The sequence below is a fragment of the Parabacteroides sp. AF17-28 genome (assembly GCF_003479205.1).
In the GTDB taxonomy this organism is placed as follows: domain Bacteria; phylum Bacteroidota; class Bacteroidia; order Bacteroidales; family Tannerellaceae; genus Parabacteroides; species Parabacteroides acidifaciens.
In genome coordinates this window covers 1-26322 of record NZ_QUGV01000021.1, presented here as the reverse complement: position 1 = coordinate 26322, position 26322 = coordinate 1, and the positions used below count along the sequence as shown (strand labels likewise).

Below are 26322 nucleotides of genomic sequence, written 5' to 3'. Positions count from 1 at the left end.
GCATGAATTACTGATTATTCAACCATTATTACTGTTTTATGGCGTCAAAGACTGTGCCTTTGCAAACTGGAAAAAGACAATAACCCCCCTTTTCAGGCATTTTTCTATTTCGTCCGAAATTTTGATCCATTTTGGATTGACTTTTTTCATGGTTTCGGCCTTTTTGATTGACAACAGAGAAAATGAGGTGCCGAGGTCGTTCTGAAAAGTATTCTTTTTGATTGCCGGAAGACAGAATCGCCGACAATGTGATAAACCTTAACTCCCGGAGAATCGAATATTTAAAAACAAAACGGACGGCGTTCCAAATATCTCAAGGAAATTCAGGTGCTTTTTTACCCTTAAAACGGTCCTCTTTCCAATTACGACCGTCCAAATCGCCATTACGACCGTCCAAATCTTCGCGAGGTGCCGAGTGCACTACCTATCAGAACGGTCGTAATGGAAATTAGGACGGTCGTAATGGTGGAAAACGCTCAAAAAAGAGGAAAAAGTCCCTTTTTGAGGCCCAAAAAACGGATTAACATTTATTTTGTTTCGGACGTTTTTCGAGCCTGAAAAATACGTTTTATACAATAAGCCCATGGAATCCAATTATCATGCGTATGTATCTATCGGCTCATGGAATAAATATTATAATCTGTAATTCGGGTACTATTATCCGTAATTCATCTACAAAGTGTCTTCTTGTAACGGTGTATTTTTGTTGCATGAAAAATAACCTATTAAATAATATATAATTATGAGCAAGAAAGTATTTATACTATCATCCAGTCCGCGGCGTGGAGGAAACTCCGATACACTTTGCGATGAGTTTATGCGTGGCGCAGTTGAAGCCGGGAATGAGGTGGAGAAGATTTTCCTGGGAGACAAAACAGTCAACTATTGTACAGGGTGTAGCGTATGCAGCCAATATAAGAAACCTTGTCCTCAAAAAGACGATGCTGCCGAAATCATCAGCAAAATGCTGGCCGCTGATGTCATCGTTCTCGGAACACCGGTTTATTTTTATGCGATGAGTGCACAACTGAAAACAATGCTCGACCGTTGTTGCGGCCCCTATACGGAAATGACGAACAAGGAGTTTTATTTCCTTGCTGCCGCAGCCGAAGGAGATGAAGGTCGCCCTCTTTTGGAGCATGTTTTCGATAATCTTATGGGCTTCATCGATTGTTTGGAGAATCCGGTAGTCAAAGGGAAAATTCTTGCAACCGGAGTGTGGCACGTGGGCGAAATAAAAGGCAATTCTGCCTTACAGGAAGCATATGAGATGGGAAAGAAAATCTTCTGAAAGTCTTTTTGATAATTATATAAAAACATGAAATTATGGATATTGTAAAATTGAATAATGGCATCGAAATGCCGATCTTGGGCTATGGCGTCTATCAGGTGACACCTGAAGAGTGTGAACGTTGTGTAGCGGATGCTTTGAGTGTGGGGTATCGTTCTATCGATACGGCGCAGGCTTATTATAATGAGGAAGGCGTAGGCCGTGCTGTGAAGAAAAGCGGTATTGCCCGTGAAGATGTTTTCATCACTACTAAAGTATGGATTTCCAATGCCGGCTATGAACAAGCGAAGGCATCCATCGACGAATCTTTGCGCAAATTGCAAAGCGACTATGTGGATTTGCTGCTGATTCACCAGCCTTTCAGCGACTACTACGGCACTTATCGCGCCATGGAAGAAGCCTACAAAAACGGCAAGGCTCGTGCTATCGGTGTGAGCAATTTCTATCCCGACCGTTTTGTGGATTTGGCGGAGTTCTGCGAAATCAAACCGATGGTCAACCAAGTGGAAACGCATGTATTCAACCAGCAGGTTGAACCGCAGAAAATCATGGAACGTTACGGTGCGCGTGTCATGTCGTGGGGTCCGTTTGCCGAAGGGCGGAATGACTTCTTTACAAATGAAACTCTAAAAGCAATTGGTGAAAAGTACGGCAAGTCAGTAGCACAGACAGCGTTGCGTTTCCTTATTCAACGAGGCGTAATTGTTATTCCGAAGTCCACCCGCAAAGAGCGTATGATTGAGAATTTCAATGTATTCGACTTTGCTTTGACGGATGAAGATATGCAGGAAATAGCCGGACTCAACCAGGGAAAAAGTCTGTTCTTCTCGCATTATGACCCGGAAATGATAAAATGGTTGGTCGATTTGGTGAAAAAATAGTCTGGTTAAATAATGAATTATAGATTAGGCCGCGCGGATGTGTCAAAAGTACTATTTATAGCGTCTGTGTCCTGGCGGGCTTGATCCGCCATCTCATACTAATCATTGTATCAGTGTAGTATAAGGTTGCGGGGCAAGCCCGCAATGACACGCTAAAGCGTTAGAACTTACTTTTGACACACCGCCGTTTAATTTAATATTGTAATCTGTAATTGGGGTTATGATGTTTCCATATTATGGCATCCATTCAATTATGCCATCTGTCGGATTATTTTTCAACCATTCTGTAAACTCAGTGTAAGTACGAACACCGCCTTGAATTACAGCTTGATAATAAACTATGCCCATAATTTTCTCCGTATCGGGAGTTTCGTATTTAAGTCGCAGAATTGCATGTCGTGTCTCATCGGTAAGGAGTTCAGAAATACGTTCGGCAACTTTCTCAAAATAGCCATCGTATGTAGACCCTTTTTCAATGTGAATCATATCCAATTGCCAAAGATCTTTGTTTTCATCTTCATACCAAGCGTGCCATTCAATACATTTTTCGTCGGTATCTATGAGGTTTCCATACTCAATACGCTTGATACGTGGATGTTGAGCCAATTTTGTCATTGCGGAAAAACTATCGGCAACATCCAACCTTTCAGTATAAATATGAAAATCAATATCCCGATGCTTCATAAGTAGCCCTGTTTTGAGCGAGCCGACAAGATTAATGGTTGCGCCTGCATCTTGCCAAATTCCCATAATGTTAGTATCTCTGATAATCTCCCACGCTTTGTCTTGATTCTTTGTTGCAATTTCTTCAATCTGCTTCATATTTCCATTTTTTAGCTTGCAAATATAGGAATATAAAACTTATGCTTAAATAGCTATTTAATAGATTTGACGTTGTGTAGATACTAAAGGCAGAGTAACAGTTGCCTAGGTTATTCTTGATTTATTGTATTTGTACTGTAAATTTAGAATTGAACAATATAAACAGACATATATATTTGCAGAAGTTGATTGATATATAGACGATGTTGTGGAGCGAAATAACGTGAAGAATCGTCAAGCGTTTCGTAAGATAGTCATCGTAGGTGATGATATTGCCACTTACACCGATGACAACGGTTTTAATTTACAATTTAGATAATTTCATTTCGGTTGCCAAGGTTTATGAAGTATTTGTCCTATATAAGTAATAGCAACGGTTAATGTTCGAATTTGAATTGATTTACCAATTATTATTAGAATTACAGCTATTAGTATCATCATAATGCCAACAGCCAACCGTAGAGTGAATATTTCATTGAATATAGTAATACCGATAACCACCGCAGTGAGTGGTTCCAATGCGCCCATGATAGCAGTAGGTGTTGAACCTATTTGGCGTACTGCAATTACCATAAATACTAAGGATATAACAGTAGGAACCAATGCAAGCATTATAACAAACATCCACATAGAAGAGGTTGTAAGTAACTGTAAATGGTTGTTGCTGTCAAAAAATGATTGAACCATGATAGTTAATGTACAAAATAGCAGAACATAAAACGTTAACTTTATAGATGACATTCTTAAAGAGGATTTATTTACAGCAACTATATAAAGTGCATAAGAAAGGGAGGATAGCATAACAAGCGATACTCCCGTTGCATTCAACACGCTACCATTATTCCCTTTGTATAACAGTCCTATGCCCCCAATAGCCAGAAGAATAGATAAAACCGTAATTAAGGATGTTTTTTCTTTAAAGAAAATAGCCATGATGACAGTTACAATAACAGGATATACGAACAGAATTGTAGACGCTATTCCTGCATCCATGTAGTGGAAACTTAGGAACAGGGTCAGCGAAGATGCCGCAAACAAAATCCCTAACCCTGCCAAAATCCCTAATTCTTTTCGTGTAACCCTGAACGATTTATTTTGTATAAACATTAACCCACCGAGAAAAAAAGCCGCAAGTAAGAAGCGGTAAAATAATACAGAGTTAGCGTTTATTCCAGCTTCATAAAGAGATAATGCCCCAAGTGGATTTGTTCCATAGCTGATTGCTGCAATAATCCCATAAATTGAACCTTTAAATTTAGCATCCATTTTATTATGTAATTTATCTATAAAATTAAAGCCAGCGCAGGGATTAATATACCTGCTAATAATTCAATTCCCCCTATTCCGAACAAACCTCGTTTACCTTTATTCATTAGAATACCACTTATACATATCAATATAAGGCATACCGCAGATAGGTCTGAGAAATAGGTCCACCATGTTCCCGGGTTATAATGGAGAAATGAGAGTTGATAAAAAAACGGTCTTTTCTTTATTCCTTCATAAGCAACATTTCCTGTTTGAGTATCAATAATATAGGATGAACCACTTTTCAAGAAAACTTTCACTGTTGAGTTATTCGGATAAAAATGCTTGATATAATTATCCTGTTCGCCTACCTCTTTTAACAACTGTATTATTTCATTTTTATTAAATTTATGGGAGGTAGGGAATGTCCCCTTCACCGTATAATTGTTTACAGTTATATAGTATTTCGGATTAAAATCCTTTAAATGATTCATCGTTATGCCCGATACTGCATAAATAAGAATCACTCCCATAAAGAAAAAGGATAGATGAAAATGAACCGTCCTGCAATACCGTCGGAACGAATTACGTGTAACTGATTTATTTTTTATTTCTTTATCCATATATTGGTTATTTCTGAAATAAAGAGTTGGTGTTTAGAAGGCTCTTTGTTATAAGATTCTTCCATAATTTTCTCTTTATAAGGTTGAGTCAAATTTGCATAGTCCATCTCTTGAACGAACATTTTCTTACATTCTATAATCATTCGAGCCTCTTCAAAACTCATTAGTCCGGAAGGGGTTTCCAATGGGGTCAACCCGGCTTCTGACACTTTATCAGTATCTCGTCCCGATTTTGTTCCACAAATTCTAAGTGCTCCCCGATATTCTTCTGTAAAAAAACTTAGTGTAAAACTTTCTTCTCGTTGCAAAAATTGATAAGTATGCCTTGAATCACGGACTACGATAAAAGTAGATGGTCTGCTCCACATATCGCCAACCGCTCCCCACGATGCTGTCATTGTGTTATAAGAATTTTTATTCCCTGCTGTCACCAGCATCCATTGCTTACCTATTAAGTCTATTACGTTATCAGGAAGGTCGGTTGCTTCCATCCGGTCATAATGAGATTGCCAACCTGTGGTACTCGTGCTATCTTCATTCTGTGTGAAGACTACTTTGTCTGATTTTTTACTGTTTTCCATACATGAAGTAATTAAAAATATACCTAAGATCATTGAAAATAATGTTATCTTTTTCATTCTTTGTTATTTAGTTGATGATTGTTTTGCAAAGGTAGGCGGGAATAGGATTGAAATACTTGTATTTACATTACATTATTTTGTATATTTGCGCTATGAGAAAGTGCAGCCAGTTTGAATCATTAAAGATTATAGATGTAATTGAGGAAGAATATTCTTGCGAATTACATGCCCAAGACCATTTTGAAATCATCTATATTCATTATGGGTGTGGGGAGCATGTCTTTAATGAAGTTACAATTCCATATGAAAAAGGGGATTTATTTCTGCTTGCCCCCGGTGACCGCCATTATTTCACAGTAAAAACTGTAACGCGCTTTACCTATATTAAATTTACTTCAAGCTATTTTGAGACTTATGACCGCTCCTATAAGTCCTTTTCGCGAGAAATAACTCCAACTTCCATTATGGAAATTCAATGGCTGAAAGAGGATAAGATAACGGTGAGTGAACCTTGCCAGACTATATTGAAGAATATTTTTGAGAATATTATCCTATATAATTCAACGATTAACGTACTTCGTTCGTCTATTGTGTATTATCATATTCTTTCCATTTTCGGAATGATAAAAGAATACATTGAGAACCGAAATATTGAATTAAAGAAGAAAACTCCAACTAACGCTCATATAGCAGCATACATTCAAGAGAATATATCTAACCGTGATTGTATTTCCATCAATATGATTGCTAATAATTTTAATATTTCGCCATCTTATTTCAGTACTTATTTCAAGCGGAATTTCGAGATAAGTTATAAAGAATATATCGAAAAGATGCAATTACAACTCATCAAGCGCAGATTAGAAACCGGAGAAATCAAGTTGAAAGAAATTGCGGATGAATTTGGTTTTACAGATGTAAGCCATTTATCCAAATTCTTTAAAAGGCATGAAGGTATTAATCCTTCTGCTTATAAAAACGTAGGAAAATAGGAATATGATAAGACTAAATAACACTCCGTAAGTGAGTGATAACACAGTTTCTCCCTGGAAGGTTCTTTCTTTGCATTGTTGAACAAAAAAAGAACGAAGATGAAACGAATACTTTATTACTCGCTGGTTTTATTGGTTGCCGGTTGTGGCATGTTGCAGGCGCAGGAACGGATTCACGGCAAAGTGGTCGATAAGGAGGAACAGCCCGTAGACGGAGTGGCTGTCGTATTGCAAACATTGGATTCTACTTATATAGATGCTGTAGTAACAGATAGTCTTGGCGTTTTCTTGTTGAACTGGGAAGCCGGTCAGACTTACCGTCTGTTATTCCAGCATTTACTGTATGAACCGGCCTGTAAAGAGGTTTCGACAGCGGATGCCGGAACAGTCCTTTTGACTGAAAAGGATTATGAGCTGGAGGGCGTCGTGGTAAAAGCTGAGCGGCCACAGGTGAAAGTCGAGAATGGCGCATTGAAATATGACGTGCCTCAACTGATGAAAGATAAGGCTGTCAGCAATGCTTTTGAAGTTGTGAAGGAGATACCCGGCGTGATCGGAACAGACGATGCCGTTCAACTATTGGGCGCCGGCAGTCCGAGCATTGTGATCAACGGACAACTGACGACCATGTCGGTCGACCAGCTGATCAGTATGCTGAAAACAATCCCGGCTTCCCGGGTGAGCAATGTCGAGATCATGTATAATGCTCCTGCCAAATATAATATCAAAGGGGCTATGATCAACGTCGTGTTGGATCAGTCGGTAGCCGAGAAGAACATGTTACAGGGAGAGGTGGGAGCCGATTACCTTCAACGGCATTATGCGGCGGGGAAAGCACATGGCAACTTGCTTTATTCTACCTCCCGCCTTAATATCGATTTTCTGGTCAACGGAGGTAAGGGACGTAACTATATGGGAGAGGAGATTCTGGCCCGCCATACCTTAAAAGACCAGGTGACGGAAGTCAACCAGTCTGACCGTGGCAAACGTCATGGCACCGACGGAACGATGCGCCTGGGAATGGACTATACTTTTAAGAATGACGACAAACTGTCGGCAGCCTACTATCTTACGGCAGGTAAGTCCGATATAACCCGTGTCGCCACTACGACTTTCCATACATTACAATCGGAACAGCCGGCAGAAGAACGTTTCAGCCGAACCTATGTTGAAGGGAACAATGCGTTGCATAATGTACGTGTCCAGTATGACGGCCATTCCGGACTGATGGCGGGAGCCGATTTCACTCGCTATCGCTCACCCGGATTCCAGACTTTCGTCGACCGGAACAGCGAAAGCGTTCTGACAGACCTGCAGAACAATTCCAAACAGGATATTTCACAAGGAGCACTATTTATTAACCATACCCGCACTTTTGGAACCGGGTGGACACTGAATTACGGTGTCCATGGCGGTTTCACCTCCTCGAAAACCTATATCGATTACTTATATAATAAAGGTAATGGCTACGAGCTTGCTCCGGATGAGCTGGAGAATAACCGCCAGAAAGAATATAGCGCAAATGGTTTTTTGGAAGTGTCGAAGAGCTTCGGTTCGCATTTCTCGGCGACCGCTTCCCTGAAAGCCGAATATTTCAAATCCGACTATACTTCCAATGGCGTGAAATCCACACTTTGGAATGATTGGGCCTTGTTCCCGAATGCTTCACTTAGTTATACGGTCAGTCCGATGCATGTCTTACAATTGGATGTAAGCAGCGATAAGACATATCCGTCTTATTGGGATGTCACTCCGCAGGCGAGCCCGCTTAACTCTTACTCAGTCGTGTTAGGTAATCCTTCGTTGAAACCCTATCGCTCTTACAGCGGCCAGCTTCTTTATATTCTGAAGCAGAAATATACGTTCCTGGCTTTCTGTGACTATGTACCTGATTACTTCGCTCAGTTACCTTATCAGAACACATCGGAATTGAAGAATATTTTCCGGTACGAGAATATGGACTATCAGTTGCAGTTCGGGTTGGCCGTGATCGTTCCTTTCCGTGCCGGTGAGTTCTGGAACAGCCAGGTGACGTTGCTTGGCGGGCGCATACAGGAAAAACTGGATCATTTTCACGATCTGTCATTCGACAATGGAAAATATTTCGGGCAGTTCAAGATGAATAATACGTTTGTCCTTTCCAAAGCCCGTCCGAATCTGAAGTTGGAATTGAACGGTTATTTTGTGACGGGAGCTATTCAGGGGGTCTATGAGGTTGGTCATATATCAGATGTTTCAACCGCTCTGAAGTGGCAGTTTTCCGATGATCGTGCCACATTGATACTGAAGTGGAACGACATCTTTCAGAATAACGACCCGCATCGTCTGGATATCGACCAGCCCGGCCAATATAGCCGTATCCGGATGCTGAACGACCATCGTTGTCTGACCGTTTCTTTCATCTGGAAGTTCGGAGGATATAAGCAGAAACAGCACGAAGCGGTAGATGCTTCCCGGTTTGGCAAATCGATGTAATATTTTGTTCAGGGTTCGGAGAACCGGATAAAAAGTATTACTTTTGATGCCCGATAATTATATAGAACGATGGCTGAAAGAGGAAATAATACAGGAGGAAAAGGAAAGCGGAAACCGGTTGTAGTACCCGATATGGGGCGCTTGCAGCCACAGGCACGCGAGCTGGAAGAAGCCGTGTTAGGAGCCTTGATGCTGGAAAAAGATGCTTATTCCATAGTTAGTGAAATCCTGAAACCGGAATGTTTCTACGAGAAAGCGCATGAGAAAATCTATGCGGCTATTGTAGATCTGGCGATCAGCCAGCGTCCGGTGGATATGCTGACCGTCACTGAGCAACTGAAGACGCGTGGTGAACTGGAAGAGGTAGGCGGTCCGTTCTATATATCCCAGTTGACCAGCAAAGTCGCCAGTAGCGCCCATATCGAGTATCATGCCCGTATCATCGCCCAGAAATATCTGGCACGGGAGTTGATCTCTTTCACGGCTATGATACAGGGTAAAGCCTTCGATGAAACAATCGATGTGGAAGACCTGATGCAGGAAGCCGAAGGAAAACTCTTCGAGATATCCCAGCGTAATGTCAAGAAGGATGTGACCCAGATCAATCCGGTAATCAAGGAAGCTATGGTGCTGTTGGAAAAAGCGGCCAACCAGAAGGAGGGTTTGAGCGGTTTGCGTACCGGTTTTGAAGGGCTCGATAAAATGACTTCGGGATGGCAAAATTCCGATCTTATCATCATTGCTGCCCGTCCTGCGATGGGTAAAACGGCGTTCGTGCTCTCTATGGCTAAGAATATGGCGGTGAACCATAATACGCCGGTCGCTTTGTTCTCGCTTGAAATGAGTAACGTCCAGTTGGTAAACCGTTTGATCGTGAACGTTTGTGAGATTCCGGGCGAAAAGATCAAGAGCGGCCGTCTGGAAAACTACGAATGGGAACAGCTGGACTTCAAGATAAAAGAATTGTATGATGCACCGATCTATGTAGACGATACGCCGAGCCTCTCGGTGTTCGAATTGCGTACGAAAGCCCGGCGTCTGGTCCGTGAACATGGTGTCAAGATTATTATTATCGACTACCTCCAGTTGATGAATGCGAGCGGTATGAGTTTCGGTAGCCGTGAACAGGAGGTAAGTACCATCTCCCGATCCTTGAAGGGATTGGCGAAAGAATTGAATATCCCGATCATCGCCCTGTCTCAGTTGAATCGTGGCGTCGAAGCCCGTCAGGGAGTCGAGGGGAAGCGCCCGCAGTTGGCCGACTTGCGTGAGTCCGGTGCCATCGAGCAGGATGCCGATATGGTATGTTTCATCCATCGTCCCGAATACTATAAGATTACGGAGGACGAACGGGGTAATTCCTTGATCGGTCTGGCCGAGATTATCATAGCCAAGCACCGTAACGGTGCGGTAGGGGATGTGCGCCTCCGTTTCAAGAGCGAGTTTGCGAAGTTCATGAATGTGGATGAGGACATTCCTGTCCGTGAGTTCGCTTCCAATATGAACAGCTCGGGCCCGATAGAGGCTATGCCGCCGATACCGCCTGCCGGAGCCGATTTCCTGGCCCCGGCTCCGGGAAATAATGAGGTTCCGTTTTAAGTTTTCATTTGGGATTTTTTCCTGATCTCTCTTGGGGGCAATCCGTATTGCAGCTTACAGAATTTGGTCAGGTGGGACTGGGATGAGAATCGCCAGTCCAGCGAGATTTCCTGAAAAGATTTATTCGTTGTTTTTATATCGTGCAGGATTCCTTCTGCACGTTTTTTTTGCATCCAGCGGAATGCCGATTCGCTGAAATAACGCCGGAACTTACGGTTAAAAGAGGAAAGGCTTATGTTTGCTTTTTCGGCCAGTTCTTCCACAGTGGAGACCGTACGGTAGTTGGTGAGAACAAACTGGTTAAATTCTTCATTCTCGTTTATAATGGGATATAAGAAAGTGGCCAGTTCTTCTTTTGAATAATAAGTCCGGAAAAGGATACCTAATTCTTCCAGTTTGCCTTCATGTATGCGGGGACAATCGACTTTACTGTTTAGATATAACTTTAAGAGTGATAGATAGTCCGGCATCTCTCCCCGGAAAGGAAGCGTGTTGTAATGATAGATAATGCTTTTCTTTAACCGGGTGAGATTAGAGAGTTGGACCCGGTTACAGACCTGAGGCATTTTTAAAAAGGAACAGACGATCAGGCTGCTTTCCTGCTCCGCATTGATTGCTATCCGGCATCCGATCGGCAAGAGGGCTATTTCCTGTTGCTTCAACGTATGGTTGTAGCAGGCATCGCAATCGATGGTTATTTCTCCTGTAAGCAAGAAGATGATTCGTGTAAATTCATTCCTGGTTTCTGTAAATCTCGTCCCGGATTTTAGTTCGAATGAACGAAATTTACAAGGGGAAGGAGTATTGTAATAATGGCAGTCAATCTGTTCTGTCTCTTTAAAATTACCCATACTAAATATCTACTTTTTCTTAAAAACTCTTGCTGTAAATATAATAGATATGCTGCTGAAATTTGTGGCGGATATACGAAGATATAAAAGAAGTGGCAACCAAGTTTGAAAGAATCCGCTTGCCTTGTGTTTCAAAAGGAGGAATGGTCTGAAATAGACCGGCCTGGTTTTCGATAACCGAAAATCCAGGCCGGAAGAGTTCTAAAAAACGAAAATAGGGTAAAAACCATTCCTCTTCGCAGAGGTTAGAAAGTCTGGTTAAAATAGCTTTTTGTTTAGATTACAAAGTTACTCTTCCGGCTTCTATCATCTCTTATATAAAAAAAGCATTTACTTATACTTTTCGCCTTGTTGGTTTGTTTCTTATTCCTGTTTATTTCCCGTCCGAAGAATCTTTCCCGCTTATATCCAATATATCTTTTACGATATGCCAGATAACAAACAAAATCATGACTCCCCCGATTAGGATTCCACCGACTTTTATGACTGCTCCGATATATTCATCCATGATTTTTAAGTATTGATTTTGTAAATATAGGAATAATGTAATCACTTGCCCATATTCTCTGGAAAAATATTTCATATATTTGTTACTCAAAAAGATATTATAAGAAACGACCATGAGAAAGAAAATAATATGTTTGATCATCGCCATTACCGGCACAGCCATAACAGCTGAAGCGCAAAGTTTATCGGAACTGAAAGATAGTTGTTATTCTTATCTTGCCTCGCATGATACTGCCGCTTTCAATGCGACCTATGTCAAACTGCTCGATGCAATCGAGAAGGATATGGACCCTGAAATATACGGGATACGGAATGAACTGAATGATATCCGGAGTAAGGATCAGAGTATTCGAATTCTTTTGATGGATGCAATGAAAAAGTATGGGAGGGAGGACGAGCGTACGTTGGATATAAGAAAGATTATGCGTGAGATCGATTTAAAGAACGGCTTGCGGGTACAGCAGATCATCGATGCTTACGGTTGGTTGGGGATTGATGACATAGGAGAGGATGCCAACGAGACTCTTTTTCTCTGTATCCAGCATATTAATGAATTGACGGTGCAAACCAAATATCTGCCCCTTTTGAAGGAGGCCGTGAAACAAGGAAATGCAAAAGGATGGCATTATGCATTCCTGACAGACCGCATTCTTATGAATCAAGGTAAACCCCAGGTGTATGGTACGCAGACAATTACTTCAAACAACAAAGTCTTTATCGTTCCTTTGGAGAATCCGGATAAAGTCGACGAATTGCGTAAAGAGATCGGACTTGCTCCTTTGAACAACTATATGCAGGACTTTGGCTGCGAATGGTCTTTGGATAGTTATAAAAAGAACTTACCGGAGATCCGGACCGTTTTCCAGCGTTGGTATCAGAATAAACCGGAATAAGTAGGGTTATAACCGTAAAGGAAGGAACAACCCGGCAGATAGAGTGAATGATGCGGAATGTGTGCCCCTTCCATATCCGCCCGCTATTCATGTCACAGCTATGAAACACAAGAAATCCAAATGTAACATACAAGGAAGACAACTGTGACATGAATAGAATACAGCCGTAACATGCAATAGAGGACCGGAGTTTATCCGTTATTTATTTATAATGCCGGCAATATATGTTTCCAGATCAGATTGATTTCCGCTTGCATGTCGTTAATGTTGGCTGTTGTTACGATGACGGCATCCTTTTCGGGTAATACGATAATGTATTGGCCTGCTGCGCCGTCTGCCCGGAACCCGTTATGCCGGCAACGCCACATCTGGTAGCCGTATCCTTGTAACCAATCGCTGTCCTGGGGCTTCATTGTCAGGTTTTCGGGGCGCATTCCGGAAGGCAAGGAGGCTATTTTGGATGTTGTGGCCTCTTCGATCCAGGATTCCGGTAAAAGTTGCTTGCTGTTCCATTTTCCTTTTTGCAGGAAGAGTTGCCCCATCTTTGCCAGGTCTTCGGTTTTAAGATACAATCCCCAGCCGCCGCAATTGATACCCTGCGGGCTTTCAGTCCAGGAAGCCCCCGTGATTCCCAATGGCTGGAAAAGGCGGGGAGTGAGGTAGTCGATCACTTTCTGTCCGGTCACTTTCTGGACAATAGCGGAAAGCATATAGGTTCCGAGGCTGTTATATACAAAAAATGTACCGGGTTCATGTACGACAGGTATGGCCAGAAAGCCTTGAACCCAGTCTGTCCCTTCTTGCTTGCGGACCAAGCCGGTCGGATCGGCATCGTGCCCGCATGACATGGTCAGCAGGTGGCGGATCTCCATGTTTTTCAGATTCGGACTGATTTCTGCCGGGAGTTTATCGGGGAAGAAAGAGATGACCTTATCCGTCACTTTCAGTTTCCCTTCTGCAACGGCAAAACCGATGGCTGTCGCTGTAAATGTTTTGCTGACGGAGTTTAATACGTGCGGTTTGTTTTCGTCGCCTTCGCCCATCCATTTTGCGGCAATGACTTTACCGTGTTGGAGCACCATGATGCTGTGCAGGTCCTGCTTGGAGTTTTCCACATCTTTCAGATAGTTATCCATTGCCTTCACCATTGTCTTTGGGGTTGCTGCGCGGGGTAAATCCTGTGCGGTGCCTGTTTGTCCCGAAAAAGAAAGAACTGATGCATATACCATGCATCCGAAAATCAGTTTGCTTATCTTGCCTTTTTTCATAATGTATATATGTTTATTGTAAGAGATTACATTGTGTAGTCTTTTCTGCTTCCAAAGATAATAAAATCTGTGTATTATACCAGGTTAAATAAAAACGTAATGTAACCGGTCATGGGACTGTCTTGAATATCAATTGTCATAAATGGCAGGTATTCTGTCAATTTTGTAACTATGTCTTTATCGCTTACTTTTTATTTTTGCTTTCGTAATTCTTAAATCCGTTTATTATGAATATTTTGTCCTGCGTAAAAAGTATTTCTATCCTGTTGGCTTGTTCCTGTTCGATGACAGGTGTGGCGCAAATCGTCAATAACTCTTCTGTAAAACAGGTTAAAATATCCGGTTATGTCGGAACCCGTATAGATGATTGTATCGCACATCGTGTAAAAACACAGGATGTGGATCATTTGGTCGAACCTTTCCGCCACCAGGATGAAAAGTCACGTTGGCAGAGCGAGTTCTGGGGGAAATGGATACAGGGGGCGATCGCTTCTTACCGGTATAACCAGGATCCCGAACTGTACCAGATCATAAAGAATGCTGCAGAATCTTTGATGGAAACCCAGTTGCCAAACGGATATATCGGTAACTATGCGCCGGAATATCAGTTGCAGCAATGGGATGTATGGGGACGTAAATATACCTCTTTAGGTTTGATTGCCTGGTATGACCTCTCGGGCGATAAGAAAGCATTGGATGCGGCCTGTAAAGTGGTCGACCATTTGATGACACAGGTTGGTCCCGGTAAGGTTGATATCGTTTCGACAGGAAATTATGTCGGTATGCCGAGTTCTTCCATCCTGGAACCGGTGATGTACTTGTATAACCGGACAAAAGAAGCGCGCTATCTCGACTTTGCCAAATATATTGTCGGACAATGGGAAACAGCCGGAGGTCCGCAGTTGATCAGTAAAGCCATTGCAGATATTCCCGTTGCGAACCGTTTCCCGCATCCTAAAACCTGGTTTTCGCGTGAGAACGGGCAAAAGGCTTATGAAATGATGTCCTGCTATGAAGGTTTGCTGGAACTATACAAAGTGACAGGCAATCCGCTCTATCTTTCCGTAGTGGAAAAAACAGTCGGGCATATTATCCGGGAAGAGATTAATGTCGCCGGATCGGGTAGCGCCTTTGAATGCTGGTATGGGGGAGAAGAACGCCAGACGCAGCCGACTTACCATACGATGGAGACTTGTGTGACTTTCACCTGGATGCAGCTTTGCAACCGTTTATTGGGTGTTACGGGCAATTCTTTGTATGCCGATTATATGGAGACGGCCATTTATAATGCATTGATGGCATCGTTGAAGGCGGATGCCTCCCAGATTGCAAAATATAGCCCGCTGGAAGGTTGGCGCCATGAAGGGGAAGAACAGTGCGGGATGCATATTAATTGCTGTAATGCGAACGGACCGCGTGCCTTTGCTATGATTCCGCAATTTGCTTATCAGGTTCAGGACGATTGTGTACATATCAACTTTTATGCTCCTTCCGAAGCCGATCTGGTTTTGCCCGGCAAGAAATCGGTTCAATTGAAGCAAACCACGGATTACCCGGCAACAGACCGGATCGATATAGAAGTCAATCCTGCTAAAGAAACGGCTTTTACGATTGCTTTGCGTATTCCGGCATGGAGTAAGATGGCGACGGTTTCTGTGAATGGACAGCCGGAAAGCGGTGTTTTGCAAGGGGCCTACCTGCCTCTCAACCGCAAATGGAAAAAGGGTGACCGGATAAGCATCGAGCTGGATCTGCGTGCCCGTCTGATAGAGAAAAACCAAGCGCAGGCCATTGTCCGAGGCCCTGTCGTCCTGGCCCGTGATAGTCGTTTCGGAGATGGTTTTGTAGATGAAACGTCTATTATCGTCAGCAAAGACGGGTATGTCGAGCTGACTCCTGTGGCTGCACCAGGTTTTGCCTGGTTGGCTTTTACGGCTCCGATGGTATTGGGGACGGATCTTGAAGGTGATCGCGCCCCCAAACAGATTCATTTCTGCGATTTTGCATCAGCCGGTAATACTTGGGACAAGACACAGCGTTACCGGGTATGGCTGCCCAAGACACTGAATGTGATGTATTCGCCTTATAAACCGTATAATCAATAAAAGAATATCCTGTTTTACAGATCCAGTTCTATCACATAGTCGATGTCTGTCGGTACTTCTGCCAGTTTCAGGACAACACCTTGCTTGTCTTGCGTAAACTTGACGGGTGTCTTATCTGTGAACATGACTGCTTTCTTGATCTTTTGGTCTGTGATGGGCAGGAAAAGACCTTTGTCTTGCAGGTTTAGGATGTGGACGTATAGTTTGTTGCTTTTCTGTGTCGTCACGCCCCAGTCATGAGGAGGAACGATGCCGCCGCGGGTCCCGTAGATCGTTTCGCTGTATATCTTCATCCATTCTCCCATTTCTTTCAGGCGTTCGACAGAAATGGCAGGCAGTTCCCCGTTAGGTTGCGGGCCGATGTTCATCAGCAGGTTTGCATTCATTCCGGCGGCTTTCACCAGATAATGGATCAGTGTTTTTGTCGATTTGTAATCCTGGTCGGTGATCTTATATCCCCACATACCGTTCATTGTTTCGCAGGTTTCCAGCGGGAGCGGGCTGACTTCCTGCCCTGAAAGCCCGGCATTGTTTTCTCCGGGCAGGTCACGCTCGAAGATCTGTATGTCTTCGCCGGGGAAAGGCGTCTGGTGATGGTTGTTCCCGACCAGGCAGGCCGGTTGCAGTTTATGTATCATGGCATACTGTTCGGGCAATTGCCAGTCGAAGCCCGGGTTCTGGTCCTGGTCCCACCAGCCGTCAAACCAGATAGCGCCAACCGGACCGTAGTTGGTCAGCAGTTCCGTCAGTTGGTTATTCATAAACTGGTAATAGGTTTTCCACTCCCCGTGTGTCGTGCGTCCTGTTCCGTGGCCGGTTCGTCCGAGCGGGTAATAGTCATTCCGGTACCAGTCGATATGGGAATAGTAGAAATGGATTTTGATGCCTTGTTTATGGCATTCATCCGCCAGTTCTTTTACAATATCCCGTTTGAAAGGGGTTGCTTTCACTATGTTGTAGTCGGTGTATTTACTGTCGAACATCGAGAAACCGTCGTGGTGGCGGGTTGTGAAACAAATATACTTGGCACCGGATGCCTTGATTGCCGCAACCCATTCGGCTGCATTGAATTTGGACGGATAGAAGCCACCCGCCAATTTGGCATACTCCTTATAATTGAGATTCTTGTTATGCATCGCCCATTCTCCGTCCGCCAACATACTGTAGATGCCGTAGTGGAGGAAAATACCGAATTTATTATCCTGAAACTCTTTTCTTGCCTGTACATTCTCCGGAACGGGAACATACTCCTTTTGTGCCAGTGCCGGGAAGGCAAGACTGGCTGTCAATAATAGACTTAATACTCTCTTTTTCATTTATATTATTTATTTGTACCTATCCAAGTCCATTTATGCCAAATAGACTCCAACGGTCCTTGTTTATATTTGCCTAACCACCATTTACTGAATTTTATCTGCAAAAGGAATGTGAAAATTCCAATTAGTAAGCTAACCGTATATCCGCAATAAGGAGCAAGGTACAAACCGAAGGGAAAGTAAATGATTACTCCAATGATGGATTGGGTTATGTAGTTGGTCAGACTCATTTTTCCGTAAAAACGCAGATTATTGACAGCCTGACTGAATTTCCGGCTCTGGTAAAGTAGAATGAAAGACGAAACCAGGACCAATGTGAAAGCTAACTTTTGCCACATGTCAAATGCAGTTCCGACAGTTTGCTGTACAATTGCGTCGTTCCCCATAATAAGCTCTTTTAATGTGTATAGGGGAGCAAATGCAATAGCAGATATTATCAGGGTTTTTACCCAAAAACGAAGGTTGTTCTCTGTGGTTACGAAAAGTTGCTTTCTTCCGATGTAGAAGCCTAAAAGGAACAATCCGGCTGTTTGGAAAAAACGTCCGGCATTTACGGCCCACAAGAAACTGGCTTTTTGTCCTAACGTGATATTGCCTGAAATGAAATCCCAAAAGCTTCCGTTTTTGGTGTATTCCGCCACTTCAGCATACATTTCACCTACTTTAAGGTCGGGTAGCTGGTGTGCCGGATTTATCAGATTGGCAATATAGTGATACCATTCGACCGGTTGTAGCAAGAAAATAACGGCCGTTATGATAATAGCCTTGTCACTCCAATTTCGAGTAAGGAACAACACTAATCCGACTACTACAAACAGAAGCAAAACGTCTCCAGCCGGGAAAAAGGCAGCGTTTAATGTGGCAAAACCAATCAACAGGACCAATCGCCACAGAAAGCGATAACCAAAATCCTTGCCCTGTTTCTTTTGATTATTGCATTGAATGTAGAATGTAAATCCGAACAGGAGGGCAAAAATGGCATAGGCTTTGCCGGCAAAAAGGGTAAATACTCCGTTAAAAACACCTTGGTCTAAGATATGAAGCCAGTTAGGGGAACTGGCCGGATAGACCGGAAATATGAAATGTTCCAAATTGTGAACCAGAATAATAGCCATTACAGCAAAGCCGCGTAAAGCATCCACGACTTCAATACGAGTTTTTTTGTTTGTCAGTTGTTCCATGAGTTATTTATTTAGCATTGTTTTAATTTTTTTATTCGCCGGCTTTTCAAAGAAGTAATAGGAAAGCAGGCTTAATAGAATAACCGTGCAGAAAAGAACGGGTATCGAAATGTACCATGCGATCTGAGTAGTACTGCTTTTTTGCCATTCTACATAAAGCTGTAGTACAAGAAGGTGTATCAGATAAAAACTGTAACTGATTTCTCCTCCGATAATAAAAACACGGTTAGACAAAATACGCGAAATGACTCCCTTTTGGAGTGAGAAGCTTAGTAAAATGGCTGCAACAGGTAACCAATAGTAGCAGGAATAGCGATATACTTTGGGGATTTCGGCTGCATAGAAATAGAAGCAGGAGAACACTGCTACAGCTGTGATCTCAAATAGACTTCCCTGTAAAAAAGTAATGTCCTTATTTTTTAGCCGTTCATATAATTGGAATAGTAACATGCCGACAATGAAATCCGGAAAACGGGTTATCGGATTGACATACCAATATTCTTTTATATTCTCTTCCGGTGTAAAGTACATACCAATAAAAATCAATATGGCCATAAATCCAAAAACATAAAGCAAGCGCTTGTAATTCTTTGTCAATGGTATAAGAAATGGGAAGCAAATGTAAAAAAGCTGTTCGCAACATAAACTCCACGAAGGACTGTTGAACGAGAAAAAATAGTCAGCTTTGGGTATATAGGCATTTGTTAATGTGAGCGAAGCTAAAAAATGCTTGAGCCAGTCCACAATCCCGGATGTTATGGCATAGCCACCTAAACCTGCAGCAATAAATAATGTCAGCCAGTGCAGGGGATAAACGCGAGCTATGCGTGCTATCCAAAAAGAACGTTTCGTTATAGTGCTTTTTTGTAGTTTCTCTTGGTAGTTATATGCTATGATAAAACCGCTTAATACAAAAAAGAAACTGACACCGACAAATCCTTCTTTGAAGAAATGGGTATTGAAAAAGTCGTTGATTATGTAACAGTGTGCTCCGAAAACCATTATTGCGAATATAAATCGCAACGATGTTAATGTATTAATCATAATTCAATGCTTATCGTCTTTTCATATATATGTCAAATAAATACGACAAATATACGAAAAGTATGCTTGGACATACCACATATGCCTACTAAAAGTAACTCAACTTAAAGCTGAGATAGCTTTTCGCTTTGCAGTTCCAATATATAAGCACGTCCTCGGTCGGTCGTGATTTTCAGATTCGTGTTTTCTTCGATAAGGGGCCGGAGCCTGCGGATAAGGGTGTTTAAGGTCTCGTCAGCGTTGATTTTCCCAGGCCATAAGGTCTCACATATCTCAGTCCGTGCCAGGATGTGTGTCGACGATAAATAGAACATCTCCATTAATGAATATTGTTGGGGAGTAAGCTTCAGTTTGTCTTTGTTCTCTTTATAGAAATAGTTTTTGCTGCAGGATAAAGTCAGGTTCCCGTATGAGATTTCAGGCTCGTCGGCCTTCTCCGTCGTTTCTTTTTCTTCTTTGTGACGGAGTTGGAAAAAGGCTGTTACTGCAAAAGCAACAGCCAGTAGCAGGAAAATAACCGGCCATGTTTTGTTCATCAGGCCGAATGTGTCTAAAGGCGAACAGTTTGCATAGCCCTGAAAAGAGATACCCAGGTTATTTTGCAGGGAATCTTCGGCCGGAACTTGTGCCGATAGCCAGATGACCGTATCGCTTGCCAGATAGTGCTCGGACAGTTCCTTTCCTGTAACAGGTTGCGGGTTAACTGCTTCTTTTTGGTTTTTGACTTGGATAATCAGCCCTGTTTTCTCCTTTTTCAGTTCGGAGAAGCTGAGTGCTTCCGCAAAATCACGGTTATAACTCTCGATGGAGACGGGATTCCCGAATAATGAAGACAGGTGCGAGTAAGTCCGGAGACTGTCCTGGCTCATCCACAGATGGCTTTTTTGCATGATGGTTTGTTGTAGCGCCTGGTTCAGATCGCTGATGATCGCCCGTTGCGTTTGGGTATAGTTATGAAAGCCAAAGCTGAACGAGAGCGCCAGCATGACGAATGTGAATAATAAGGATAAATTAGCTGTTAATCGTGTGTTCATCGTTCTTTCTGTCTGCATCATTTGATAAAACTAACGTTCGAAGGTAGGGATTTATTATAGAAAGTAATGCCCTGAAACCTCAAAATCGTCAGGAATAGGCTGAATGACCGGATGTCATGGATTTGTCAGATAAATGTCAGGCAGTTGTACGGCTTTTATTTATGATGTCGCTTGGCGGAAGGTCTACTTTTGCCTCTGTTATTTAAAGGTGAAAAGATCAGATGAAAAAATTATTGTATTTATTTATTGCATGCCTTTTTGTTGCAGGGACGGCAGGACAGGAGAAAAAGAAATATGAGTTGAAGGAGTTTGCTGCCGATTCATTGGGTGTCCAGCCGTCGCTGCTCGATTCTCTTCCAGAGATCAGCATTGTTGCTTCCAAACCGCTGGTAAAGGCGGAGGTGGATAAGACTTCCTATAACGTGGCCGACGATCCGGATTCCAAAACGAATACGCTTCTCGAGATGCTTCGGAAGGTTCCGATGGTGACGGTAGACGGAGATGACAATGTGAAGGTCAACGGGAGTGGCAGTTTCCGTATATATATGAATGGGAAGCCCTCGAATATCCTGTCCAACAACCCGAAAGAAGTCTTACGCAGTATTCCCGCCGGAACGGTAAAAAAGATTGAGGTGATAACCGATCCCGGCGCTAAGTATGATGCCGAAGGGGTAAGCGGCATCTTGAATATCGTGACAAAGAATTCGGATTTCGAGGGCTATAATGCCAGTGTGCAGGCTTTGGTCATGAACCAAGTCCGGATGTTTGGCGGCTATGGTACGATGAAATACGGGAAATTATCGCTTTCCGCCAACTATTCTTTCAGTGACTACCGGATGAAAATGGAGACGGATTATAGACGGCACCAGCTTAACACGCCGGAAGAATCCTATCTGCAGGTCTTATCGTCAACCAAAGATAAGACTCCGGGGCACTTCGGCGGATTGGAGGCCAGTTATGAGATAGACACGCTGAATCTGATAGCAGTTTCGGCTTCTTTGAATATTGCACGTAATGAGGAAACTTCCCATAGCGGCTATGATATGCAGGATTCCGGAAACCATCCTGTCTATGCCTACAATCAGACTTCGGACGAACGGGAGAAATGGGGAAGCAGTTCGGTTAAAGTCGACTTTCAGCATCTTTTCAAACGGAATAAGGAGGAGATGTTGACTGCTTCCTGGCAATATGATTATATGCCGGATGACGTCACACAGTATCTGGATATTACGGATAAGAAAGGGGATTCTCCCTCTCTCCAATACCTGAACGCCTTCAACCAGCAGGTCAACCAGGCTAATGGACGGGAACATACGCTGCAACTGGATTATGTAAATCCTTTCCGTGAAAAGCACCGTCTGGAAGGCGGCCTGAAATACATCCGCCGCAACAACAGGAGCGAGGCGTTGTCCGAAAAGAGAAACCTGGAATCGGAGAGCTGGCAGCCTGCCGATTTTCAACCGGAGATTGAATATGAGCACATACAGAATATTATGGCTGCTTATGCCGGTTATACGTTTTCTTTCGGTAATTGGAGTATGAATAGCGGGTTGAGAATGGAACATTCCTGGCAGGATGTAAATTATAAACAGGGAAACGGCACGGACTTCGATTACCGGGCGACACATTGGGTTCCGTCACTGTCTGTTTTGTATAAACTGAGTGACCGGCAACAGTTGCGCCTTGCCTATAATATCCGTTTGCGGCGTCCGGGAATCGGTTACCTGAATCCTTATGTGCTGATATCCGGGACCAGTATCAGGTATGGAAATCCGGAGCTGGTTGCCGAAAAGAACCACCGTTTCAACTTGTCGTACAGCTATTTCGGGTCGAAGCTGAATGTGCAGGCAACAGTACTCTATTCCCGGGGAAACGGTACGATCAGCGCGTATCAGTTTCTCGACGAGGAAGGCGTGCTGAACAGGACGTATGCAAATCTTTCGAAATTCAATGCGGGCGCCCTTACGCTATATATGGGATATAACCCGACTCCCAAAACATCCGTTTCTTTGAATGCAATCTTTCAATATCTCGATTTTTACCCGGTGAAGAAGTATGAGGCGTATTTCCAGGAAGGCGGTAACTCCGGTTTCAGCGGATCTGCCTTTGCCACTTTCAGCCAGAAGTTAGGGCGTGACTGGAGGTTTGTCCTTTCATCCGGTATCATGCGTCCGGAGATCAGTATCGGACGGGTGCCGGAAACCTATTATTTCTATAGTTGCTATTTAGGAAAGACGTTCCTGAATAATAAACTGACGATTGCCTTGCGCGGACAGGATTTTGCGGAATCTTACCATGTGTCGAGAAGCAAAGAGTCTTTTGCAGATTTTGAATCCCGCCAAAAGACAAAGAAGTTCGGCCGGACATTCGGTATCACGTTTAGCTATAGTTTTGGCAATCTGAAAGAAAAAGTCAGGAAGGCGGCACGCAGTATCGAGAATGATGACCTGACAGGAAAGGATAAATAAAAAATCGTACCTTTGTGTCTTTAAATACGCAAGACACGTGGAAGAATATCTGAAACAACTAAATGAAAGTCAGCGCGAAGCGGTTGTCTATACGGAAGGCCCTTCACTTGTGATCGCGGGAGCCGGGTCGGGAAAAACGCGCGTGCTGACTTATAAAATAGCTTATTTACTACAACAGGGATTGCCGCCCTGGAGCATTCTGGCACTTACATTCACCAATAAGGCGGCTCGCGAGATGAAAGAGCGTATCGCCACTCTGACGGACGAACAGACGGCGCGCCGGTTGTGGATGGGGACGTTCCATTCCCTTTTTTCCCGTATTCTGAGGAATGAAGCGGAGCATATCGGTTATCCGTCCAACTTTACCATTTACGATGCAACCGATTCCAAAAGCCTGCTCCGTTCCATCATGAAGGAAATGCAGCTCGACGATAAGGTCTATCGGCCGGGAATGATACAAAGTCGTATCTCGAATGCAAAAAATGCACTTGTCACTTGGAAGGCTTATGAACAGAATAAGGAATTGGTGCAACATGATATGGATTCAAAAGTCCCTCTGGTGCGCGAGATATACAAACGGTATCAGAACCGCTGCCTGCAGGCCGGGGCGATGGATTTTGACGATTTGCTGTTGCAGACGAATATCCTGTTTCGCGACCATCCGGATGTGTTGGAGAAGTACAGGAGCTTTTTCCGTTTCGTACTGGTCGACGAGTATCAGGATACGAACTTTGCCCAGCATCTGATCGTACAGCGTTTATGCGAGACGCACCGCCGCATTTGTGTTGTCGGGGATGATGCACAGAGTATCTATTCGTTCCGCGGGGCGAATATCGATAATATTCTGCAGTTTAAGAACCAGTATCCGGGGTGCCGCATCTTCAAGCTGGAACGGAATTACCGTTCTACGCAGAATATTGTAAACGCAGCAAACAGCTTGATCCATAAGAATACGAAACAGATTCAGAAAACGGTTTATTCGGAAAAGGAGGAAGGTAACAAAGTCTCTGTATTAGCCTCTTATTCTGATTATGAGGAAGGATATGCGGTTGCCGGCAAAATCAACGATATGCGTATGCGGAACTATGATTATGCTGATTTTGCCATTCTGTATCGTACCAACGCCCAGTCGCGTATCCTCGAAGAGGCGCTGCGTAAACGGGGAATCCCTTATAAGATATACGGTGGCCTGTCTTTTTATCAGCGTAAGGAGGTGAAGGACGTCATTTCTTATCTGCGTCTGATCATTAATCCGCACGACGAGGAGGCGTTCAAACGGGTCATAAACTATCCGGCACGCGGGATAGGAGAGACGACTTTAGGTAAGCTGACGGCGGCTGCAACGGAGCATAATGTCAGTCTGTGGACCATATTGAATGATCCGATCGGATATGCCTTGCAGATCAATAATGGAACAGCAAAGAAACTGGGGGATTTCCGGGAAATGATTGCCGGTTTTATCGAAAGGAACGATAAATTGTCTGCAGAAGAAATGGCCTCTGCAGTGGTCAAAGAAAGCGGTATTGTGAGTACCTTGTTTCAAGACCGGTCGGTAGAAGGGATCAGTAAACAGGAGAACTTGCAGGAGTTGTTGAAAGGTATTGCCGAGTTCTGCGAGATAAGGCGTGAAGAAGGGGCGGAACATGTTTCGCTGGCCGATTTTTTGTCTGAAGTATCTTTGTTGACGGATCAGGATAACGATAAGGACGAGCAGGCTAACAAAGTGACGATGATGACGGTTCATGCCGCCAAAGGGTTGGAGTTTAAGAATGTTTTTGTTGTCGGCTTGGAAGAAGACTTGTTCCCGTCGTCAATGTCGAAGGATAATCCGAGGGCGGTTGAAGAAGAACGCCGTCTCTTTTATGTCGCTATCACCCGTGCGGAAGAGAACTGCATGTTGACCTATGCCAAGAGCCGTTACCGGAACGGACAAAGTGCGATGTGTTCGCCCAGCCGTTTTTTACGGGATATCGATACTAAATATTTGCATATGCCGGAAAATACCGTTGCGACAGATTCATCGGCCGCTTCACGTGAACGTTTTGAGCGTCCGTCTGCTTTTGTTTCTCCTTTCCAACAACCGAAGGCCGTGGAAAGGGAAACGTATGTTTCTCCGGTTGCCCAAGCCGTACAACGGCAATCGCGTCTGACAAAGGTGGAAACAGCGGCTGCTTCTCCTTCCTCGGCTCCGGCTTCCGATCTTTCGGGTTTGTATGTGGGAGCCAAAGTCCGGCATGATCGCTTCGGTGAAGGCGAAGTCACTGCAATAGAAGGGGATGGAGGCAATGCTAAAGCTACTGTTGCATTTACCCATTTCGGACAAAAGCAACTGCTTTTGAAGTTTGCCCGCTTGGCTATAGTCGAATAAATTCAGGTAAATCGATTGATATTCTGGAATGAATCTCCTATCTTTGAGGCATTATCTCCCTTTTTGAGAGGAGTGTGGGGCATGTAATCTTCGTTTTCGCCTGGCAGCATTTTGAAGATTGCGTGCCTTTTTTGTGTCCGACTCAAAAAGGGAAATACTTTAAACTATTGTAATCTATAGGTTAATGGAACAGCATATTGTACGCGGACAACCGTTCCGTCTTTCAGCTTTCCCGGAGTCCATTTCGGCATGGAATTTATTACTCGTAAGGCTTCCTTATCCAATGAAGGATATAAAGGTTGTACTATTTTAGCATTTGTAATCATTCCGTCTTTTTCAATAACAAATGAGATATTGACTGTGCCTTGCTTTCCTAATCTTTGAGCTTCTACCGGATATTTTATACTTTTAGCAAGAAATTGCAATAAAGCTCCTTCTCCGCCTGGGAATTCCGGTTTAATATCACATTTATCCAAATCGTAAATCTTATCCTTGCCGGGAGGAAGCGGATCGGCAATTTCCGTTTCGGAAACAACTGTTTCAAGAGCCGGCAACTGGATAACATCTGTTACCTTTTCATTCAATACTCGCGCCATTGCATCAATATTATTGAGCAACAACAAGCCTGCGGCCATCGGGATCAGTGCCAGATACTTTACTTTTCTGACACTGTTTGTTCTTTTTTTGTTTAACATCGTAATTCTCTTTTTTAGTGGTAAGACGGCTCACCCGATATTTCTTGGGGGTAGTTCTTTTACATTTTCCTTACAATGCT

Annotated in this window: 20 protein-coding genes and 1 pseudogene; 9 read left to right on the top strand and 12 right to left on the bottom strand. The window is 43.4% G+C overall.

The genetic code is table 11. From position 1 onward, the window contains the following. Nucleotides 1-742 precede the first annotated feature (742 nt). Both DWW90_RS14675 and DWW90_RS14670 read left to right on the top strand, forming a co-directional pair. Nucleotides 743-1291 carry a flavodoxin family protein gene (locus tag DWW90_RS14675; protein WP_122331231.1) on the top strand — a complete coding sequence of 183 codons (549 nt, stop codon included), beginning with the start codon at nucleotides 743-745 and terminating at the stop codon, nucleotides 1289-1291. Nucleotides 1292-1326: 35 nt separating this feature from the next. Continuing rightward, nucleotides 1327-2172, top strand: coding sequence for an aldo/keto reductase (locus DWW90_RS14670; RefSeq protein ID WP_122345493.1), 846 nt, complete (start codon nucleotides 1327-1329; stop codon nucleotides 2170-2172). Between the two features lie 234 nt (nucleotides 2173-2406). Here the strand turns inward: DWW90_RS14670 and DWW90_RS14665 are convergent, their stop codons facing one another. The 4 genes from DWW90_RS14665 to DWW90_RS14650 all read right to left on the bottom strand — a co-directional run bounded on the left by DWW90_RS14665 (nucleotide 2407) and on the right by DWW90_RS14650 (nucleotide 5503). Further along, nucleotides 2407-2994, bottom strand: coding sequence for a phosphoglycerate mutase family protein (locus tag DWW90_RS14665; RefSeq protein WP_122345492.1), 588 nt, complete (start codon nucleotides 2992-2994; stop codon nucleotides 2407-2409). A 321-nt stretch (nucleotides 2995-3315) separates the two neighbouring features. Further along, the gene (locus DWW90_RS14660) at nucleotides 3316-4260 is read right to left on the bottom strand and encodes a DMT family transporter (RefSeq protein ID WP_122345491.1); all 945 of its coding nucleotides are present in this window, start codon (nucleotides 4258-4260) and stop codon (nucleotides 3316-3318) included. 17 nt (nucleotides 4261-4277) lie between these two features. Beyond that, nucleotides 4278-4865, bottom strand: a complete 588-nt coding sequence (locus DWW90_RS14655; protein WP_122345490.1) for a PepSY-associated TM helix domain-containing protein — start codon at nucleotides 4863-4865, stop codon at nucleotides 4278-4280. Continuing rightward, nucleotides 4850-5503, bottom strand: a complete 654-nt coding sequence (locus DWW90_RS14650; RefSeq protein WP_122331226.1) for a flavin reductase family protein — start codon at nucleotides 5501-5503, stop codon at nucleotides 4850-4852. Before DWW90_RS14650 ends, DWW90_RS14655 begins: the two co-directional genes overlap by 16 nt. Before the next feature lie 95 nt (nucleotides 5504-5598). On the opposite strand from DWW90_RS14650, the gene DWW90_RS14645 reads away from it, so the two are divergent. From DWW90_RS14645 to dnaB, 3 genes are all read left to right on the top strand, one after another. Next, nucleotides 5599-6438 (top strand): AraC family transcriptional regulator, encoded by an 840-nt coding sequence (locus DWW90_RS14645; protein ID WP_122345489.1) that lies wholly within the window; start codon nucleotides 5599-5601, stop codon nucleotides 6436-6438. A 99-nt stretch (nucleotides 6439-6537) separates the two neighbouring features. Next, on the top strand, nucleotides 6538-8913 hold the full coding sequence (locus DWW90_RS14640) for a TonB-dependent receptor (protein WP_122345488.1): 2376 nt from the start codon (nucleotides 6538-6540) through the stop codon (nucleotides 8911-8913). 69 nt (nucleotides 8914-8982) lie between these two features. Next, nucleotides 8983-10512 carry a replicative DNA helicase gene (dnaB, locus tag DWW90_RS14635; protein ID WP_122345487.1) on the top strand — a complete coding sequence of 510 codons (1530 nt, stop codon included), beginning with the start codon at nucleotides 8983-8985 and terminating at the stop codon, nucleotides 10510-10512. On the opposite strand, the gene DWW90_RS14630 is transcribed toward dnaB, so the two are convergent. After that, the gene (locus tag DWW90_RS14630) at nucleotides 10509-11363 is read right to left on the bottom strand and encodes an AraC family transcriptional regulator (protein ID WP_122345486.1); all 855 of its coding nucleotides are present in this window, start codon (nucleotides 11361-11363) and stop codon (nucleotides 10509-10511) included. The two genes, dnaB and DWW90_RS14630, sit on opposite strands and share 4 nt — an antisense overlap. 373 nt (nucleotides 11364-11736) lie before the next feature. Next, a complete protein-coding gene (locus DWW90_RS20960) occupies nucleotides 11737-11871 on the bottom strand; it encodes a hypothetical protein (protein ID WP_255418876.1) in 135 nt (44 codons plus the stop codon). Between the two features lie 112 nt (nucleotides 11872-11983). Between DWW90_RS20960 and DWW90_RS14620 the strand changes: the two genes are divergently transcribed. After that, nucleotides 11984-12763: a DUF6624 domain-containing protein gene (locus DWW90_RS14620; protein ID WP_122345484.1), complete on the top strand. Its 780-nt coding sequence runs from the start codon at nucleotides 11984-11986 to the stop codon at nucleotides 12761-12763. A 206-nt stretch (nucleotides 12764-12969) separates the two neighbouring features. Here the strand turns inward: DWW90_RS14620 and DWW90_RS14615 are convergent. Further along, nucleotides 12970-13944: pseudogene (locus tag DWW90_RS14615) on the bottom strand (serine hydrolase domain-containing protein); the annotation flags it as partial. Between the two features lie 371 nt (nucleotides 13945-14315). Between DWW90_RS14615 and DWW90_RS14610 the strand changes: the two are divergent. Then, complete coding sequence (locus tag DWW90_RS14610) at nucleotides 14316-16136, top strand: beta-L-arabinofuranosidase domain-containing protein (protein WP_353890116.1); 1821 nt, start codon at nucleotides 14316-14318, stop codon at nucleotides 16134-16136. A 14-nt stretch (nucleotides 16137-16150) separates the two neighbouring features. Here DWW90_RS14610 and DWW90_RS14605 read toward each other — a convergent pair whose 3' ends face one another. The 4 genes from DWW90_RS14605 to DWW90_RS14590 all read right to left on the bottom strand — a co-directional run bounded on the left by DWW90_RS14605 (nucleotide 16151) and on the right by DWW90_RS14590 (nucleotide 20711). After that, nucleotides 16151-17452, bottom strand: a complete 1302-nt coding sequence (locus tag DWW90_RS14605; protein WP_122345482.1) for an alpha-L-fucosidase — start codon at nucleotides 17450-17452, stop codon at nucleotides 16151-16153. A 5-nt stretch (nucleotides 17453-17457) separates the two neighbouring features. After that, nucleotides 17458-18633: a DUF418 domain-containing protein gene (locus DWW90_RS14600; RefSeq protein WP_122345481.1), complete on the bottom strand. Its 1176-nt coding sequence runs from the start codon at nucleotides 18631-18633 to the stop codon at nucleotides 17458-17460. Between the two features lie 3 nt (nucleotides 18634-18636). Further along, on the bottom strand, nucleotides 18637-19677 hold the full coding sequence (locus DWW90_RS14595) for an acyltransferase (protein ID WP_122345480.1): 1041 nt from the start codon (nucleotides 19675-19677) through the stop codon (nucleotides 18637-18639). A gap of 104 nt (nucleotides 19678-19781) precedes the next feature. Then, entirely contained in the window at nucleotides 19782-20711 is a 930-nt protein-coding gene (locus DWW90_RS14590) for a helix-turn-helix domain-containing protein (RefSeq protein ID WP_115500318.1), read from the bottom strand. Nucleotides 20712-20932: 221 nt separating this feature from the next. Between DWW90_RS14590 and DWW90_RS14585 the strand changes: the two genes are divergently transcribed. Continuing rightward, nucleotides 20933-23179 (top strand): outer membrane beta-barrel family protein, encoded by a 2247-nt coding sequence (locus tag DWW90_RS14585; protein WP_122345479.1) that lies wholly within the window; start codon nucleotides 20933-20935, stop codon nucleotides 23177-23179. A gap of 37 nt (nucleotides 23180-23216) precedes the next feature. After that, entirely contained in the window at nucleotides 23217-25547 is a 2331-nt protein-coding gene (locus tag DWW90_RS14580) for an ATP-dependent helicase (protein WP_122345478.1), read from the top strand. A gap of 164 nt (nucleotides 25548-25711) precedes the next feature. Here DWW90_RS14580 and DWW90_RS14575 read toward each other — a convergent pair whose 3' ends face one another. Beyond that, a complete protein-coding gene (locus DWW90_RS14575; RefSeq protein WP_233547769.1) occupies nucleotides 25712-26242 on the bottom strand; it encodes an energy transducer TonB in 531 nt (176 codons plus the stop codon). Nucleotides 26243-26322: the final 80 nt, after the last annotated feature.